The following is a 16,734-nucleotide window of genomic DNA, read 5'->3' as shown; positions in this document are numbered from 1 at the left end:
CAGGCCACTCCAAAGGCGCCCGAAGGCTTTCGGCCTCAGCCGATATGCGGTATTAGCCCCAGTTTCCCAGGGTTGTCCCCCACCTCATGGACATGTTCCTACGCGTTACTCACCCGTCCGCCACTGACATTGCTGCCCGTGCGACTTGCATGTGTTAAGCATGCCGCCAGCGTTCGCTCTGAGCCAGGATCAAACTCTCAAGTTCATCAACCCAACCAAGCCCTAAAGCTCAGCTAAGCCAATGCTCATCGACCAAAGCTCCGCTCACCATTCTCGACATCTCCCCATGAACACTCAGCCACACATACCTCACGGCATGTGAAACCTCGCCCCCATGAAAGATCATCATCTTCCAAAAGACAGATGCAATTGTCAGAGAACAACTCGGAGCCTCATCGGCTCCGAGTCCAGCATGTTTACTCCGTCTCTTCCTAATCCGTCAAGCCAAATACTTCAGAGTACTTGGTGGTTGTTGGCGGAGAGCCGTAAGGTCCCATGCGGGAGCGGCGATGTAGCTCCTGGGTTCCGCGGATGCAAGCGCCTTTTTGAGGCGCTCGTGAAAATCCCCGGAGGGCATCGCTGGACAGGAGGGATATGGGTCCGCTCTGCCGCGCGATCCAGGCCTGTCAGGAAGCTCTGAACCGCGCCAGGAGGTCCGGCCCGCCCATCTGACCGCCCTTCAGCATGATTTCCAGGCCGTCCAGCGCCGGGTCGTCGCTGTGGCCCTGGCAGAGGGTCACGCCGGGCGCGATGGCCCCCCGGTAGGAGAGCCCCCAGAGGTCGAGGGCCCGCGCACCAAGGCTGGATGTGTCCCCGCCGGCGATTCCCAGGCGTCGCACCGGCCGTCGGCGCATCACCTGGCCCAGCAGGCGGGCGGTGGCCCGCGCCACCGCTCCGCTGGCCAGGGCGGCGCCCGCTGGCGCCTCGGTCGCGATCAGCACGTCCTCGCCCCCATCCAGCAGGCGGCAGGTCTCCGAGACGAGCCCCTGGGCATAGGTGCCGTCCCCAGCCAGGCGCGCCGGGTCGGCGATGAGGTGGCGGTAGGCCGTGGCCTCGGCCACCTGGCGCCGGGTGACAGGGGACAGGCTGCCGGCCAGGACGAGCACGGGGCCCCCTTCCTGCCGGATGGCTCGGGCTTCCCCCTGCCCGTCCCGGTCCGCGCACCAAGCCTGGGCCACGCCGCTGGGCCCGACCGCCAGGAGAGGCGCCTGGGCGGCACGGCTCCGCAGGAGCCGGCCGATGACGGGAAGATCGGCCTCGCGGCTGAGATCGAGCAGCACGGCATCCGGCACGGCCGCGAGGAGCATGTCCAACGTCTCATCCAGCGATGCCTCGCCGAGGTCGTAGGCCGGATAGGGAACTCCGTTCACGGAGAGGCCCTGGGCGGCAAGGTGGAGACGCAGGTCGGCCTCGGCCATGGGCGTGACCGGATGGCAGCGCATGGTGGGATGGCGATCGAGCCGATGCACCGCTCCCCCCGTCCCTGCCGCGGCGAAGATGTTCCCGAAGAGACAGTAGCGGCCGAGATTGGGCTGGCCGCCCACGATGGGGCGGAAAGGATTGACGAAGAAGGGCCGGAGCGCCCCCACGGCGGCGCCGATGCTCCCCATCTCCGGGGCGCTGTCGAAGGTGGAGCAGCATTTATAGTGCAGCAGGCGGATGCCCGCGTCGCGCATGAACCGGCCGACGGGTTCCAGCTCGGCCGTCATCTCCGCGGGCGCCATGGTCCGGGACGCGCCAGCGATGCCGATGGCGTCCAGCGGCCCCGCCCGGTTCAGCCGCGCCGGCTCGGGCAGGGAGAGGAAGAGCATGGCGCGCATGCCCCGCCGTGCCAGCTCAGCCAGCGTGTCGGTGGCGCCGGTGAAGTCGTCGCCATACCAGCCGTAGGGAGGGCTGCTCATCGGGTGCCGAAGGTCTCCAGCGCCTGGCGCAGGGCGGGGCGGTCCAGCGCCGCCTGTTCGAGCGCCTCGCCCCGCGCCGTGGCCTCCCAGGCCTCGCGGATGCTGGCAACCCCGGCGGCCGGCCCGCCGGGATGGGCCATGACGCCGCCGCCCGCCATGAAGAGCAGGTCGGTATGGCCGATGGCCGCGAAGGTGGCCGGGGCCGTGCCGGCCCATTGCCCCGAGGAGAAGGCCGGCATCACCCGGTCGTCCACCTCGCCCGCGAGGCGGGTCACGCAGTCCTGGGCGGAGGAGATGACCTCCTCATCGGCCTGGGCGAATTTGCCCTGCACCCCGTGCACATGCATGTGGTCCACCCCGGCGAGGCGCCAGAGCAGCTGATAGGCCTGGAAGCCGATGCCGAGCAGGGCATGGCGGGAAAAGGCGCCGTAGCCGTTCCGGTGGCCATGCAGCGCGAGATCCGTGCCGCGGCGGAGCGTCTCGATCGCGGAGAAGCCGCACCAGTTGAGGCTAGCCATCACGCAACTGCCGCCTTCCCGCGCGACGAGGTCCGCATGGCGCCGCATGGCGTCGGTCTCGTCGGTGATGTTGAAGGCGACCATCACATGCTTGCCCGTCCGGTCCTCATGCCGCCGCACGGCGGCCATCACGGCCGGGATGCGCTGGGCAAGCGGCGCATGGTCCGGGTCGGCCGAGATCTCGTCGTCCTTGATGAAGTCGAGCCCGGCCTCACAGAGACGCGCGACCAGAGAGGCAGTCTCCTCCGGGGTGAGGCCGACATTCGGCTTGATGATGGAGCCGACCAGCACCCCCTCCGTCACGCCGGTCAGGCGCCGCGTGCCCGCCAGCCCCTGGGCCGGCAGGGGGAAGCGGCGGCGGTAAAGGGGGGGCAGCTCGATGGACTCCAGCCGCAGCCCGGTGACCTCCCCGAGGTCGAAGAGGTTTCCGGCCACGATCGAGGCAAGGGTCGGCAGGTTGGTCCCGACATTCGCCACCGGGAAGTCCAGCGTGATGCGCGCCCGTTTCCAGGGCCCGCCGATCCCGCGCCGGGCGAGCCATGCATTCGGCAGGGAGGGGTGGTCCACCTCCTCCAGCCTTTCCACCGCCAGCACATTCGCCCGGGCACGTTCGCGCAGGGCGTCGGTCTCACCCTCCACCCGCGTGAAGGTGCCGCAGGACTGCTCGCCCGCCATCACCTCGGCCACCTTGGCAGGGTCGAGCGGCGTCTCGATCAGATAGGTGGCCCGGAAGCGTTCGGCGCGCATGGTCAGAGCTTCGACAGGTCGGGGAAGGGGCGGACAGGGTCCTTGCCGTCCCAGTTCTCGGACGCCTCGCGGATCAGGCGGAACATCTCGCCCTTGGGGCCCGCGACCTCGGAAAGCTCGATCACCGTGCCCGGGTGGTAATGCGTGTCGAAATAGACGAAGCGGCCCCGCTCCCCCACCTCGCCGCTCATCACGGGCTTGAAGCCCTGGGCCTGAAGCCGCTCCAGGTCGGCGTCGTAGTCGCTGGTCCAGTAGGCCACGTGCTGCAGCCCGCTATGCCCGGCGTCGGTGAAGTCCCTGTACATGGAGGGCACCGCGTTCCGGCACTGGATCAGCTCCACCTGCAGCGGCCCGGAATTGGCCAGCGCCACGGAGTTGTGCGGCTCGTAGCTTTCGCCCCTGTAGCGGTAGTTCCGGATGGGAACACGGGGATTGTAGAAGAAGGGGCCAACGCCGAGGACGCGGCTCCAGTAGTCCATGGCGGCCTCGATATCGGGCACGACGTAGCCGGCCTGACGGATCTGGCCGAGGAAGCGGCTCATCGGGTGTGTCCTGCTTGGAGAAGGGAGGCGGGAAAAGGGAGCGGCTTCAGAGAAAGCCGATCGAGAACCAGGGTACGGCGGCGACGATGACGAGCCCGACGAGCAGCGCGGCCATGTAGCCCCAGATGTAGCGGAGGCCTTCGTCCGGATTGACCTTGCTGGTCGCGCAGGCGCCGTAATAGCCAACGCCGAAGGGCGGGGCGAAAAGCCCGATGCCCATCGCGAAGATCACCACCATCGCGTAGTGCACCTCATGCACCCCCGCGCTCTTGGCCAGCGGGAAAAGCAGCGGGCCGAAGAGCACGATGGCAGGGATACCCTCCAGCACGCTGCCCAGGATGATAAAGGCGAGGATGGAGATCGCGAGGAAGCCCCAGGCGCCGCCGGGGATGGCCGCCATCAGCCGCGCCAGGTCCTGCGAGAAGCCGGACTGGGTCAGCCCCCAGGCCATGGCGGTGGCGCAGCCGACGATGAAGATGATGGCCCCGGTCAGCGAGGCCGTGTCGGCCAGCATCGGGCCGATGCGGCGCCAGTCGAACTGGCGGTAGACCAGCAGCCCCATCAGCACGGAATAGCCGATGCCGATGGTGGACACCTCGGTGGCTGTCGCCACGCCCTCCACCACCGCGGCGCGGATGATGAAGGGCAGCGCGATCGCCGGCAGCGCCACAAGGGCGAAGCGGAAGATCTGCCCCGCGGAGTACCGCGTCACATGGCTCAGGTCCTCCCGCCGGTAGCGCCACCAGACGACGACGCACAGGCACAGGCCGAGCACGACCGCGGGGAGCATCCCGCCCGTGAACAGCGCCGCGATGGAGACGCCCGTGACGGAACCGATGGTGATCAGCACGATGCTGGGCGGGATCGTCTCGGTCTGCGCACCCGTGGCGGAAAGCAGCGCCACGAGGTCGCCGGGCTTAGCGCCACGTTTCCGCATCTCAGGGAAAAGCACCGGCGCGATGGCCGCCATATCCGCGATCTTGGAGCCGGAGATACCGGAGACGAGATACATTGCCCCGATGAGCACATAGGAGAGGCCGCCGCGCACATGGCCGAGCAGGCTGGCCAGGAACTGGATCATGGCGCGGGCCATGCCGGTCATCTCGATCAGCGCGCCCAGGAAGACGAAGAGCGGCACGGCCAGGAGAATGAGGTGCGACATCCCCTCGTCCAGCCGCCCCACCACCACCAGCAGCGGCGTGGAGGTGGTGCAGGCGAGATAGCCGAAGGTGGCGAGGGCGAAGGAGAAGGCGATGGGCACGCCGGCAAAGACGTTCACCGCGACGAGGCCCACGAAGAAGATCAGAAGGTTCGCCTGGCCCAGCGGCTTCAGGGTGGGGCCGAGCAGCCAGAACCCGATTACGGTGCCAGCGGTGAGCAGGGCCGCGACCGCCACCGCCATCGGCTGCCCTAGCCGGAGCAACCGCACGAGCGCGACAGGCACCATCAGCGCGAAGCCCACCGGCAGCGCGGCGGCGCGCCAGGAATTGGCGATCTCCAGCGCGGGGGTGACGATGAAGGCCTCTTCCTCCGCATATTCCAGCGCGTGGTGCAGGACGAGAAGGATGAAGGCGAGCGAGGCCGTGAGCGCCAGCGCCTCGAGCACCGCGCGGAGCTGCGGGCCGACGCGGGTCACGAGCCCTGTCATCCGCATGTGCTCGCCCCGCCGCAGTGCCACCACGGCCCCCAGCATCGAGAGCCAGAGGAAGAGGATGGAGGCCAGCTCGTCCGACCAGATGATGGGCGCGTGGAAGACATAGCGGGCGGTGACGCCCGCGCCGAGGATGATGATCTCCGCCAGCACCAGCGCGGCGGCCAGCGCCTCCACGAAACCGCCGAGAAGGCGGTCGAAGCCGAAGGCGAGCCGCGCCAATCCACCCTGGGGCAGCGTGGCGGGGGCATCCAGGGCGGTGGCGTGTCCGGCCATGCTGCGCGGCTCCTCGGCGGGGTGCAGGGCGGTCAGGCCAGCCGGCCGACGGCGGCTTCGAGCTGCCCCCAGGCCTCCTCGCCGAAGCGGGTCTTCCACTCGCCGTAGAAGCCCGAATCCCGCAGCCGGGCCCGGAAGCTCTCGGGGTTGGTCCCGTTGAAGGCGAGGCCCTTGGACTGGAGATCCGCCTGGACGGTGGCATTCAGCCCCGCGATGTCATCGCGCTGCTTCAGCCCCGCCTCGTTGATGGCGATGGAGACCACGCGCTGCAGCTCGGCCGGCAGGCCGCGCCAGGCGCGACCATTGGCAATGAACCAGTAGCCGTCCCAAATATGATTGCTCAGCGCGCAGCTCTTCTGCACCTCGTAGAGCTTGGCCACCTGGATGATGGGCAGCGGGTTCTCCTGCGCATCCACCACCTTGGTCTGCAGCGCGGAATAGACCTCGCTGAACTGCAGGCTGGCCGGGGAGGCGCCGAGGCCGCGGAACATGGAAATGGAAAGTGGGCTGACGGGAACGCGGATCTTCAGCCCGTCCATCCCGGCCGCCTCGGTGATGGCGCGGCCGCTAGTGGTCATCTGGCGAAAGCCGTTGTCCCACATCTTCTCGAAGGCGAAGAGGTTCACGCGCGAGATGGCCTGGCGCACATGCGCCCCGAGCCCGCCATCCATCGCCTTCCAGACCTGGGCGTAGTCGGCGAAGGCGAAGCCGACGGCATTGATGGAGGCCACCGGCACCAGCGTGGCGATCACCAGGGCGGACGGGGTGAAGAAGGTGATGCCCCCGCTCCTCACCTGAGAGAGCATGTCGGTATCGCCGCCGAGCTGGTTGTTCGGGAAGATCTTGATCTCGACCCGGCCATTCGTCTCGCGCGCGATGCGCTCCACCGCCTCCTGCGCGCGGATATGCAGGGGATGGGTGACGGGAAGGTTGTGGCCGTATTTCCACTCGAACTCCGCCGCGCGGGCGAAGCGGGGTGCGGCAAGCAGGCCCGCGGCCGGCAGGGCGGCAGCGGCGCGGAGCACGGTACGACGCGTGGTGGGCGACATGGACTCTTCCCTCCCCTCAGCTTCTTGATGTGAAATGATGCATTCCGAGGTGGCGGCACGGTAGAAGGCCGGTTTCGGGAGCGTCAAACCCATTTCCTGATGGAATCTGATGGATTCTTCACCCAAGGGCGGCCGGCCGCCCCGGACCAGGGTGCCCGATGTCGCCCGCGCGGCCGGCGTCTCCACGGCAACCGTGGACCGGGTGCTGCATGGCCGCGCCGGCGTCCGGCCCGTGACCGTGGAGCGTGTGGTCCGGGCCGCGGCCGCGCTGGGCTACATCCTCGACACCGACCCTTACGAATCCCGTGCGCGGCGGCCGCTGCGCCTGGCCTTCCTTCTGCCGGAAGGATCGAACCGCTTCCTCACGCGGCTTGGCCAGCTTGTCGGCGAAATGCGCGCGCGCTTCGATGGCTTCGGCATGACCGCCCATGCGGAGTTCATCCGCAGCTTCAACCCGGAGCTCCTGGCGAAGGCGCTGCGGGAGGCCGGGCGGGATGCGGATGGCGTCGCCTTCATGGCGCTGGAGCACCCGGCGGTGCGGGAGGCGGTGAATGCCCTGGCCGAGGCCGGAAAGCCGAGCGCGACCCTCATCTCGGACATCGGGAATGCGCGGCGCGCCGCCTATGTGGGGCTGGACAACCGCTCCACCGGCCGCACCGCGGGCTATCTGATGGCCCGCTTCATCGGGCGGCGCCCGGCCAAGGTGGCGATGATCGCGGGCAGCCTCAGCTATCGCGCGCATGAGGAGCGGGAGATGGGATTCCTGCACCTCTTCACCGAGATGTTCCCCGAGGTCGAGGTGGTCGGGCTGCGCGAGGGGCATGACGACGAGGCGAAGAACTACCGCCAGGCCAAGATGCTGCTGGGTCGCCACCCCGATCTCGCCGGCATCTACAACATCGGCGGCGGTGCCGCGGGGATTGCGCGGGCCCTGCGCGAGGCAAGGCGAGAGCAGGAGACCGTGTTCATCGGCCACGGCCTGACCCCCGACACGCGGGCCCTGCTTATCGACGGCACGATGGATGCCGTCATCACCCAGAACCCGCGCACGATCCTGATGGACTGCGCCGCGATCTTCGACAACCTCCGCGCGGGACGGGAGGCGATGAGCGGCGTGGGGCGGCCCGTGGGCGAGATCATTCTACGAGAGAACCTGCCCTGAGGGCGCCTTTGGCGCTTCCGGAGAGCAGCCCTCAGGGGCGCCGCAGCGCCAGCGCATCGGCCAGGTGCAGGCGCATCTGCAAGGCGGCGCGCTCGCGGTCGCCCGCCTGCAATGTGTCCAGGATGGCCAGGTGCTCGCGCACCGAGACTGCCACGCGCTCCGGACCCAGGCGCCAGGAGTAGTTGGCCAGGGTGCGCAGCCGGTTCTGCTGCACCACGGCCGCCGCGATGAAGCGGTTGCCCGAGGCCTCGGCGAGCCCCGCATGGAACTCCGCATTGATGCGGAAGAAGCCCACCGCATCGTCGTCCCGCCAGGGGCGGTCCAGGAAGCGCTGGTGCTCCCGGCGCATCTGGGTGGCGAACCCCGCCGGAAGGGAGAAGCCGGGTTCCAGCAGGGCCGCGGGCTCGATCAACAGGCGGAAGCGGTAGGAGGCGGCGCGTTCCTCGGCCGAGGCGAAGCCAGCGGTGAAGCGCCAGCCATGGCCCCGGTTCCGGCTGACCACCCCGGCCTCGGCCAGCTGGGCCAGGGCCTGGGCCACCACGCCTCGGCCCGTGCCGAATTGCTGGGCCAGTTGGCGCTCCGATACCTCATCCGCCACCGTCCCGTCCGCGCGGCCGCGCGCGATGGCGACGAGCAGGCGGGCGACGCCTGTCTCCTCCTCGCCGGCGGGCAAGGCCTCGGGGTCGAGATCGAGCGTCCGCAGCCGGACCGACCGCCCCTCGCTGCGGACCGCCCCGAGCTCCTCCAGCAGCGCGATGGCGCCGTTCACGGGGGTGCGGGACACGCCCAGCGCCTCGGCCAGGGCGGGGCGGCTGAGGCGCTCCCCCGGCTCCGCCCCGCGCTCGCGCAGCAGGTCCAGGATGTCGCGGGCCAGGTTGCGCCGGAGCGGGGTGATGGTCTGGTCCGTCACGGCAGGGCAGGTCCGGGCATCGGGCGGCCCATAGGGAGCCGTGGCTGCCTTGGGAAGCCGCGGCAGGCCATGCCGCTCAGCCCATCAGCCGGGGCGTCGCGTCCAGCAGGGCGCGGGTATAGGGGTGCTGGGGCGCGTCGAAGATGGCGTCGCGCGGCCCCTGCTCCACGATCGCGCCGTCCTGCATCACCAGCACCCGGTCCGCCACCTCCGCCACCGCCCCGAGGTCGTGGGAGATGAAGAGGCAGGCGAAGCCCCGCTCGGCCTGCAGCGAGCGGATGAGGGTGAGGATCTGCTTCTGCACCGTCATGTCGAGCGCGCTGACGGGCTCGTCGGCCACCACCAGGGCGGGCCGGCGCACGATGGCGCGGGCAATGGCCACGCGCTGCCGCTGCCCGCCGGAGAGCTGGTGGGGGAAGCGCCGGTCCATGCCGGGCAGGCCCACCGCCTCGAAGGTCTCGGCCACACGCGCGGCGCGTGCCGCGGCGGTCAGGCCGGGCTCATGGCGCAGCGGCTCCGCCACGATCTCCCCGACGCGCTGGCGGGGGTCGAGGGAGGAATAGGGATCCTGGAAGACGATCTGGCAGGCCAGGCGGAAATCCCGGACGGCCTCGCCCGATCCGGTGGTCACGTCCCGCCCGCGGAAGAGGAGCTGGCCGCCGCTGGGCTGGACGAGGCGCAGCATGGCGCGGCCCAGCGTGGTCTTGCCCGACCCGCTGCCGCCCACCAGCGCCACCGTCTCGCCGCGCTGGATAGCGAGGTCCACGCCCTTCACGGCCCGCTTGCCCGGCAGGCGCCGGAAGAGCCGGGCGCGGCCGGGGTAGTCCACGGTCAGGCCACGCGCCTCCAGCAGTACCTCCGAGGGGAGGCGGGGCGGGCGCGGGAGGCGCTGCGGCATGGCCGAGACGAGGAGGCGGGTATAGTCCTCCCGAGGGGCGGAAAGCAGGCGCCGCGCGGGCCCCTCCTCCACCACCCGGCCGCGCTGCATCACCAGCGCCCGGTCGGCGTAGCGGGAGACGAGGCCGAGATTATGGGTGACGAGCAGCACCGCCGTGCCGTTCTCCCGCGCCAGCTCCACCATCAGGTCCAGCACCTCGGCCTGGGCGAGGTTGTCGAGGGCGGTGGTCGGTTCGTCCGCGATCAGCAGGCGGGGCCGGGGGAGCATCACCGCCGCCAGCATGATCCGCTGGCGCATCCCCCCGGAGAACTCATGCGGATAGGCGCGCAGGCAGCCCTCGGGATCGGCGATCTGCACGCGGCGGAGCATGGCGAGGCAGGCCGCACGCTGCGCCTCGGGGCTCAGGCGGCTGTGCAGGGCCAGCGCCTCGCCCAGCTGGGCGCCGATGGTCATGGCGGGGTTGAGGGAGACCATCGGCTCCTGGAAGACCATGCCGATCGCGCCGCCGCGCAGTTCCCTCAGCCGCGCCGGGGCCACGCGGGCGAGATCCTCCTCCCCGAGGCGGATGGCACCCGCCGCGCAGGTGAGGCCGGGCGGCAGCAGGCCGAGGATGGCCCGGCCCGTCGCGGTCTTGCCGCTGCCGGATTCACCAACCAGCGCTAACATCTCGCCGGCGGCGATGCGGAAGGAGACATCCTGCACCACGGGAATGCCGCCCGACTCCACCCGCAGCCCCTCCACCGAGAGAAGCGGCGCGGCACCTGGCACCGGCACGGCGATGGCGCTTTCCAGGGCCAGGCTCATTGCGGGCTGCTCCGGGGGTCCAGGTGGTCGCGCAGCGCATCGCCCAGCAGGTTCACGCCGAGAAGGGTGAGGGCGATGCAGGCACCGGGCGCGAGGCTGAGCCAGACGGCGGTCTCGAGATAGGGCCGGGCGGCGGAGAGCATGTTGCCCCAAGTGGGCGCGGGCGGCGGCACGCCGAGGCCGAGGAAGCTCAGCGCGCTTTCCGCCAGGATGGCCCAGCCGAACAGGCTGGTGGCCAGCACGATGAGCGGCGAGACGGTGCCCGGCAGGACGTGGCGCCACATGGTGTAGGCATCGGAATTGCCGATGGAGCGGGAGGCCTCGACGAACTCCCTCTCGCGGATCGACAGCACCGCGCCGCGCACGATGCGCGCGACGGTCGGCGTATAGGCGAGGCCCAGCGCCGTCACGATGCCCCATTGGCTCGGCCCCATCACGGCCAGCAGGCCGAGGGCGAGCAGGATACCGGGGAAGGCGAGCAGCGCGTCGTTCACCAGCATCAGCACGCGGTCCACCCAGCCGCGCGCGAAACCGGCCACCAGCCCGATGAGGCTGCCCAGCACCACCGCCGCCAGGACGGTCAGCGCGGCGACGAGGCAGGAGGTGCCGGCCCCGGCCATCAGCCGGCTCACCACATCGCGCCCCACCTCGTCGGTGCCGAGCCAATGGGCGGCGGAAGGGGCGTTGAGGCGGGCCCGCATGGCGATGCGCAGGGGGTTCTGGGGCGTCCAGAAGGCAGAGGTCACGGCAGTGCCGACTACCAGCGCCATCAGGGTTCCGCCGATCAGGGCATTCAGCCGCAGGCGCATGCTCGGTCCTATTCCGCGGCCACGCGGGGGTCGAAGAAGGGGTAGAGGAGGTCCACCAGAAGGTTCACCAGCACATAGATGGCGGCGACGAAAAGCATGGTGCCCTGCACGACGGGATAGTCCCGGGCATAGATGCCATCGACCATCAGCCGCCCGAGACCGGGGATGGTGAAGACCGTCTCGATCACGGCGATGCCGCCCAGCAGGTTGCCCAGCACGATGCCGAGCAGGGTGAGGGTGGGCGCGAAGGCATTGGGCAGCACATGCCGCCGCAGCACCGTGGATTCCCGCAACCCCTTGGAGCGGGCATGGGCCACGTATTCCAGCCGCAGCACGTCGATCGCGGCGCTGCGGGCCATGCGGGTCAGCACGCCGGTCTCGATCAGCGTCAGCGTGACCACGGGCAGGGCGATGTAGAGCAGCGCCTGCCAGGGGTCCTCCCCGAAGCCGACATAGCCCACCACCGGCACCCAGCCGAGCTTCAGCCCGAAGAAGAGCAGCATGAGCAGGCCCAGCCAGAAGCTGGGAATGGAGAGCAGCAGCGTGGCGCCGCCGACCACGGCCAGGTCCAGCCCGCTGTTCTGCTTCCAGGCGGCGATGGTGCCCAACGGCACCGCAATCACCGCTGCCAGCGCCACCGCCAGCAGCACGATGGAGGCGGTGACCTGGAAGCGCTCGACGATGAGCGGCAGCACCGCCTGCTCATTGGCGAGCGAGCGCCCGAGATCACCCTGGAGCGCGGCGCCGAGCCACCGGGCGAACTGCACGGGCAGCGAATGGCTCAGTCCCATACTCTCGCGCAGAGCCTCCAGCTGCGCGGCATCCGCCGCATCGCCCAGCATCAGCTGCGCCGGGTCGCCGGGCACCAGCCGCAGCAGGGCGAAGACGGCGATGGCGACGAGAAGGAGGGTGGGCAGCGCCATGCCCAGCCGCTTCAGCGCATAGGTCGCGGTCATGCGGACCCCTCCTCCCGGCCGCCATCAGTCCCGCGAGACGCCCCAGAGGCGCGTCTGGCCGGAGGCCCAGGGCTGCACGCCGCGCACGCCCTGGCGGAAGGCCACATAGTCCGGCTGGTTGTAGAGGATGATCATCGGCACCTGGGCCATGAAGAGCCTGTAGAGCTCGTCGAAGACCGCCTGCCGCTCGGCCCCGTCCGTCACGGTCATGGAGCGCTGGATGAGGGCCAGGGCCTGCGAGTCCTCCCACACCTTGCGCGGCTGCGTGTCCTTCGGGCCCGAGATCATCTCATAGGACAGGGAGGGATCCAGGCGCGGAGAGTAGATGAAGGACATCATCTGGTAGTCGCCGCGGGTATAGCGATCCAGCTGGGTGGCCCAGTCCATCACCTCCAGCTCGATCTTGATCCCCGCATCCGCCGCCATGGCCTGCGCCGTCACGGCCGAATCATAGACATTGGGGTAGCGCCGGTTCGTGATCATGCGGATGGTCTGGCCGCGGTACCCGGCCTCAGCCAGAAGGCGCCGCGCGGCCGCCACATCGCGCGCGGGGCGGCTTGCCTGAGCCTGGCTGCGGAAGGCACTGGCCGTCGGCAAGGGCGAGGCGTTGGGCTGCGTGTCCTGCCCCAGGATCCCCGTGACAAGCTCCGGCACGTCGATGGACAGGGCAAGGGCGCGGCGGATGCGCTCGTCCTTCAGCAGCGGATCGCGGGTCTGCAGCAGGAGCGCGGTCACGCCCATGCTCGGCGCCGCCGCGACGGTCACGTCACGCCGCGCCCGCAGGTCCGGCAGCTCCGGCGAGGGGACGTCGGTCAGCACGTCCAGGTTCCCCGCCAGCAGCGCGGCCTTGGCGGCGGAGGAATCGGGGATCACCACGAAGCGGATGCGCGGCATCACGGCGCGCTTGCCGCCGGCGAAGCCGTCACGCTCGCCAGGCAGGGCGGCATAGCCCTCGAAGCGCTCCAGCTCCACATACTGCCCCCGGCGCCATTCGCCGAGGCTGTAGGGGCCGGTGCCGACCGGCTTCACCCAGGCGCCGTCCGCGCCGACGGAGCTGGGATGCAGGATGCCCGTGCTGCCGCAATCCGGCCGCGCGATGGTGGGCAGGAAGAGCGCGGCCGGCTTCTCCAGCGTGACCGTCACGGTGCGCGCATCGGGCGCCGCCATGTCGGTGATCCTGGCCAGGCCCGAGCGGCCGTTCAGGTCCGGCAGGCAGCGCCACTGCGTCGCCGGGTCCATGTAGCGGCGCAGGCTCCACAGCACCTCGGCCGAGGTGAGCGGCGCGCCGTTGTGGAAGGTGACGCCCTGGCGCAGCGTGAAGGTGTAGGTCAGGCCATCCGGCGAGAGATCCACCTTCTCCGCCAGCATGGGCACGGGCGCAGCGCGCTCGTTCAGCGCGACCAGCCCTTCCACCACATGCATCATCACCGAATCGGTGTTGAAGTCCCGGTTCCCGCCCGGCTGGGTGCTGCGGATGTCCGAATTGAGCGAGGCGCGCAGGGGCGTCTGCGCCGCCGCGGGCAGGATCGACAGCGCGGCGGCCGCCAGGCCGGCCAGGAGGGAATGGGTCTTCATGCAGCGCGGGCCTCGGCGTTGGAGAACAGCTCGTAGCGCGTGAACTGGCGGTTCAGCGCGGGCAGCGGCGCCACCTCCAGCACACCCTTCGCCGGCTGCATGACCAGCATGGCGACGGTGGCGGAGAGGTTGCCGGCGGCGTTCAGCCGCGGCGGGCGGCAGACCGCCCAGGGCGACTGGTAGTCGTCGAAGAGCGCATCCTTCACCGCCTGCACGTCCAGCCCGCCCTTCCGGGCCTCCAGCAGCTGGCGCACGCGCAGGTCGCGGTAGAGGCTGTCCGGCGTGGTGGCCACGCCCGCATCCTTCAGCTTCGAGAGAGCGACGGGGCTGATGAAGTGGTTCGCATGCACGATCAGCCCGTTGGTGGCATGCACCTGGAAGGTCTCGTCCGGCGCGCATTCGAAATTGATGGCGATGCCGCCGGCCTGGCTGACGATGACGTTGTTCGAGGCCGACTTCACCGTGGCATAGACCGCCTGGAAGGCCTGGGCGACGAACTCCTTCTCCAGCACCTTGCGGCGGATAAGGGCGAGGGGCACGCCGAGGCTGCGGTAGTCCCGGTCGCTCTGCAGGTAATTGGCGGTGATGGCGATGCCGGCCGCGTTCAGCCCGGCGCGGGCGAGGCCGCCCGCCTCCACGAAGGTGAGGATATCCGGCCCGTCGTCGCGGCGGATCCGCAGCACCACCCCTGTTTCCGCGCATTCGGACTTCCAGTCCCAGTTCTGCGCATGGATGAGGGAGCCATCGGCCGAGGCCTCCGGCATCACCACAACGCCCGTGCAGCCATCCGGGTCCTTCCGTGCGGCCGCCTGGCGCTTGCCGAGCTGCAGCACCTCCGTCCGGGCATTGATGAGGACGATGTCCTCGAAGGCCACCTCGGCGCCGGCGGCGATGCCGCGCATTTCCGCGATGTAGTCGGCGTCGAAGGCCTCGATACGCGGCAGGAAGTCCCGCACCCAGCCATGGACCGTGGCCGTGCCATGCCCGTCGGCCGCGAGCTGGGCGCTGTAGTGCTCGATGCTGCGGCGAATCCGGCGGGCGGCCTGGCGGCCATAATGCCGGCCACGCTGCTCGGCCGGGCCGCTCAACTCGATAAGGGGAAAGGGTTCAACCGTCATCTCTGTCCTGCCGCCTGGACTTTGGCGATCCAAAGTGCAAGCATCCTGCATCGCCCCAAGGGAAAGCTCAAGGCGAATGATGGCGCCCCCGCCCATATCATGCGCGGAAACCTGCCACCGGCCCCGGAAGGGCTGCGAGGATGCGGAGCATGCATTTTGGGGGCCGGCGCGGATGATGGGGCCGCGCGCAGGCCGGTGCCGGGCCGCGCGCCCCCTGCCCCACCGTGTCCAGGCCCGGGGCGGCCCGGCCGAGGCACCACCGCAGCGCCGCGCGCCGCCTCAGTCCATCCCCCTTCTTCTCTCCTTTCTTCTCACCGGGAACACCGGACCATGAACGACCTCGCCTTCGACACCACGCCCAATTCGCTCGAAGCCTATTGGATGCCCTTCACGCCCAACCGGGCCTGGAAGCGCGATCCCCGCTTCGTCTCCCGCGCGCAGGGCATGCATTACGTCACGCCGGACGGACGGCAGATCCTGGATGCCATCGCCGGCCTCTGGTGCGTGAATGCCGGGCATTGCCACCCCAGGATCGTGGAGGCGATCCGCCACCAGGCCGGGCAGCTCGACTACGCCTCCTCCTTCGGCCTCGGCCATCCGGCCGCCTTCGAATACGCCAACCGGCTGACCGAGATGGCGCCGGACGGCTTCAACCGCGTCTTCTTCGCCGGCTCGGGCTCCGAGGCGGTGGATACGGCGCTGAAGCTGGCCCTCGCCCACCACGCCATCCGCGGCGAAGGCCAGCGCGTGAAGCTGATCGGGCGGCAGCGCAGCTATCACGGCGTCGGCTTCGGCGGGCTCTCAGTCGCGGGCATCGGCGCGCAGCGGAAGCATTACGGCCCGCTCCTGCCCGGCACCTCCCACCTGCCGCACACGCATGACCCCGCGCGCAACGCCTTCAGCCGCGGCCGGCCGGAGCATGGCGGTATCGCCTTCGCCGAGGCGCTGGAGGGCATCATCCAGGCGCAGGATCCCTCCACCATCGCCGCGGTGATCGTCGAGCCGGTGGCGGGCTCCACCGGCGTGCTGGTGCCGCCGGTGGGGTATCTGGAGCGGCTGCGCGAGGTCTGCGACCGTCACAACCTGCTGCTGATCTTCGATGAGGTGGTGACGGGCTTCGGGCGCCTCGGCGCCCCCTTCGGCAGCCAGGCGCTGGGCGTGATGCCGGACCTGATCTGCTGCGCCAAGGGGATGACCAATGGTGCGGTTCCCATGGGCGGCGTGCTGGTGAACGACCGCGTGGCAGCCGGGCTCATGTCGCAACCCGAAGGGATGGCCGAGTTCATGCACGGCTACACCTATTCCGGCCACCCCCTCGCGGCCGCCGCCGCCCTGGCGACGCTGCAGGTCTATCAGGAGGAGGGGCTGTTCCAGCGCGCCGCCGATATCGCCGGCACCTGGGAGGATGCGGTGCACAGCCTGCACGACGTACCGGGCGTGACCGACATCCGCAACATCGGCCTCCTGGCCGCCATCGAGTTCGGCCCGCAGGAGGACAAGCCCTCTCCGGCCCGCGCCATCGCGGCGCGCTGCTTCGACAAGGGCGTGCTGATCCGCGCGGCGGGGGATTCGCTGGTGCTCTCGCCGCCGCTCATCGTCTCGACGGACCAGATCAACGAAATCGTGGAGACGATCCGCTGGGCGGCCAGGGCTGGGTGAGGCTTTGCCCCGAGTGATCCAGGGCAGCGCCGCAGGCCTGGAACTCAAGCCCGCGAGGGCCGGCATACCCCCGGCCTGAGGTCATCGACCTCAGGTACACCTCCAGATGATCGGATCCGGGGGCGCAGGGGAACTGCTGCCGTCTCCCAGGGTGAAAAC

At 70.0% G+C, this 16,734-nt stretch carries 13 protein-coding genes and 1 rRNA gene; 2 read left to right on the top strand and 12 right to left on the bottom strand.

Annotated features, from left to right (window positions below):
- The 6 genes from BUB97_RS10600 to BUB97_RS10575 form a co-directional block, all read right to left on the bottom strand.
- Positions 1–205 (bottom strand): 16S ribosomal RNA (locus tag BUB97_RS10600); the annotation flags it as partial.
- A 421-nt stretch (positions 206–626) separates the two neighbouring features.
- Positions 627–1,901 carry a four-carbon acid sugar kinase family protein gene (locus BUB97_RS27240; protein ID WP_073134467.1) on the bottom strand — a complete coding sequence of 425 codons (1,275 nt, stop codon included), beginning with the start codon at positions 1,899–1,901 and terminating at the stop codon, positions 627–629.
- On the bottom strand, positions 1,898–3,166 hold the full coding sequence (locus BUB97_RS10590; protein WP_175562608.1) for a ribulose-bisphosphate carboxylase large subunit family protein: 1,269 nt from the start codon (positions 3,164–3,166) through the stop codon (positions 1,898–1,900). The genes BUB97_RS27240 and BUB97_RS10590 overlap by 4 nt, the downstream gene beginning before the upstream one ends.
- A 2-nt stretch (positions 3,167–3,168) precedes the next feature.
- Positions 3,169–3,708: a VOC family protein gene (locus tag BUB97_RS10585; protein ID WP_073134461.1), complete on the bottom strand. Its 540-nt coding sequence runs from the start codon at positions 3,706–3,708 to the stop codon at positions 3,169–3,171.
- 46 nt (positions 3,709–3,754) lie between these two features.
- Positions 3,755–5,635: a TRAP transporter large permease gene (locus BUB97_RS10580; protein ID WP_073134459.1), complete on the bottom strand. Its 1,881-nt coding sequence runs from the start codon at positions 5,633–5,635 to the stop codon at positions 3,755–3,757.
- A 32-nt stretch (positions 5,636–5,667) separates the two neighbouring features.
- Complete coding sequence (locus tag BUB97_RS10575) at positions 5,668–6,684, bottom strand: TRAP transporter substrate-binding protein (RefSeq protein WP_073134457.1); 1,017 nt, start codon at positions 6,682–6,684, stop codon at positions 5,668–5,670.
- Between the two features lie 109 nt (positions 6,685–6,793).
- Here BUB97_RS10575 and BUB97_RS10570 point away from each other — a divergent pair, with 109 nt between their 5' ends.
- Positions 6,794–7,846, top strand: coding sequence for a LacI family DNA-binding transcriptional regulator (locus tag BUB97_RS10570; protein ID WP_073134455.1), 1,053 nt, complete (start codon positions 6,794–6,796; stop codon positions 7,844–7,846).
- Positions 7,847–7,877: 31 nt separating this feature from the next.
- Here the strand turns inward: BUB97_RS10570 and BUB97_RS10565 are convergent, their stop codons facing one another.
- From BUB97_RS10565 to BUB97_RS10540, 6 genes are all read right to left on the bottom strand, one after another.
- Entirely contained in the window at positions 7,878–8,756 is an 879-nt protein-coding gene (locus BUB97_RS10565; protein ID WP_073134453.1) for a GntR family transcriptional regulator, read from the bottom strand.
- A 76-nt stretch (positions 8,757–8,832) separates the two neighbouring features.
- Positions 8,833–10,458: an ABC transporter ATP-binding protein gene (locus BUB97_RS10560; protein WP_073134450.1), complete on the bottom strand. Its 1,626-nt coding sequence runs from the start codon at positions 10,456–10,458 to the stop codon at positions 8,833–8,835.
- Positions 10,455–11,267: an ABC transporter permease gene (locus BUB97_RS10555; protein ID WP_073134447.1), complete on the bottom strand. Its 813-nt coding sequence runs from the start codon at positions 11,265–11,267 to the stop codon at positions 10,455–10,457. Before BUB97_RS10555 ends, BUB97_RS10560 begins: the two co-directional genes overlap by 4 nt.
- Before the next feature lie 8 nt (positions 11,268–11,275).
- Positions 11,276–12,223, bottom strand: coding sequence for an ABC transporter permease (locus tag BUB97_RS10550; protein ID WP_073134445.1), 948 nt, complete (start codon positions 12,221–12,223; stop codon positions 11,276–11,278).
- Between the two features lie 24 nt (positions 12,224–12,247).
- A complete protein-coding gene (locus tag BUB97_RS10545; protein WP_073134443.1) occupies positions 12,248–13,798 on the bottom strand; it encodes an ABC transporter substrate-binding protein in 1,551 nt (516 codons plus the stop codon).
- Positions 13,795–14,916, bottom strand: a complete 1,122-nt coding sequence (locus BUB97_RS10540) for a C45 family autoproteolytic acyltransferase/hydrolase (RefSeq protein ID WP_086062094.1) — start codon at positions 14,914–14,916, stop codon at positions 13,795–13,797. The genes BUB97_RS10545 and BUB97_RS10540 overlap by 4 nt, the downstream gene beginning before the upstream one ends.
- 330 nt (positions 14,917–15,246) lie before the next feature.
- Between BUB97_RS10540 and BUB97_RS10535 the strand changes: the two genes are divergently transcribed.
- Positions 15,247–16,575, top strand: a complete 1,329-nt coding sequence (locus BUB97_RS10535; protein WP_073134438.1) for an omega-aminotransferase AptA — start codon at positions 15,247–15,249, stop codon at positions 16,573–16,575.
- Positions 16,576–16,734: the final 159 nt, after the last annotated feature.

This window comes from Muricoccus roseus (assembly GCF_900141905.1).
Lineage (GTDB): Bacteria > Pseudomonadota > Alphaproteobacteria > Acetobacterales > Acetobacteraceae > Roseomonas > Roseomonas rosea.
This window is presented reverse-complemented; position numbering and strand designations above follow the sequence as displayed.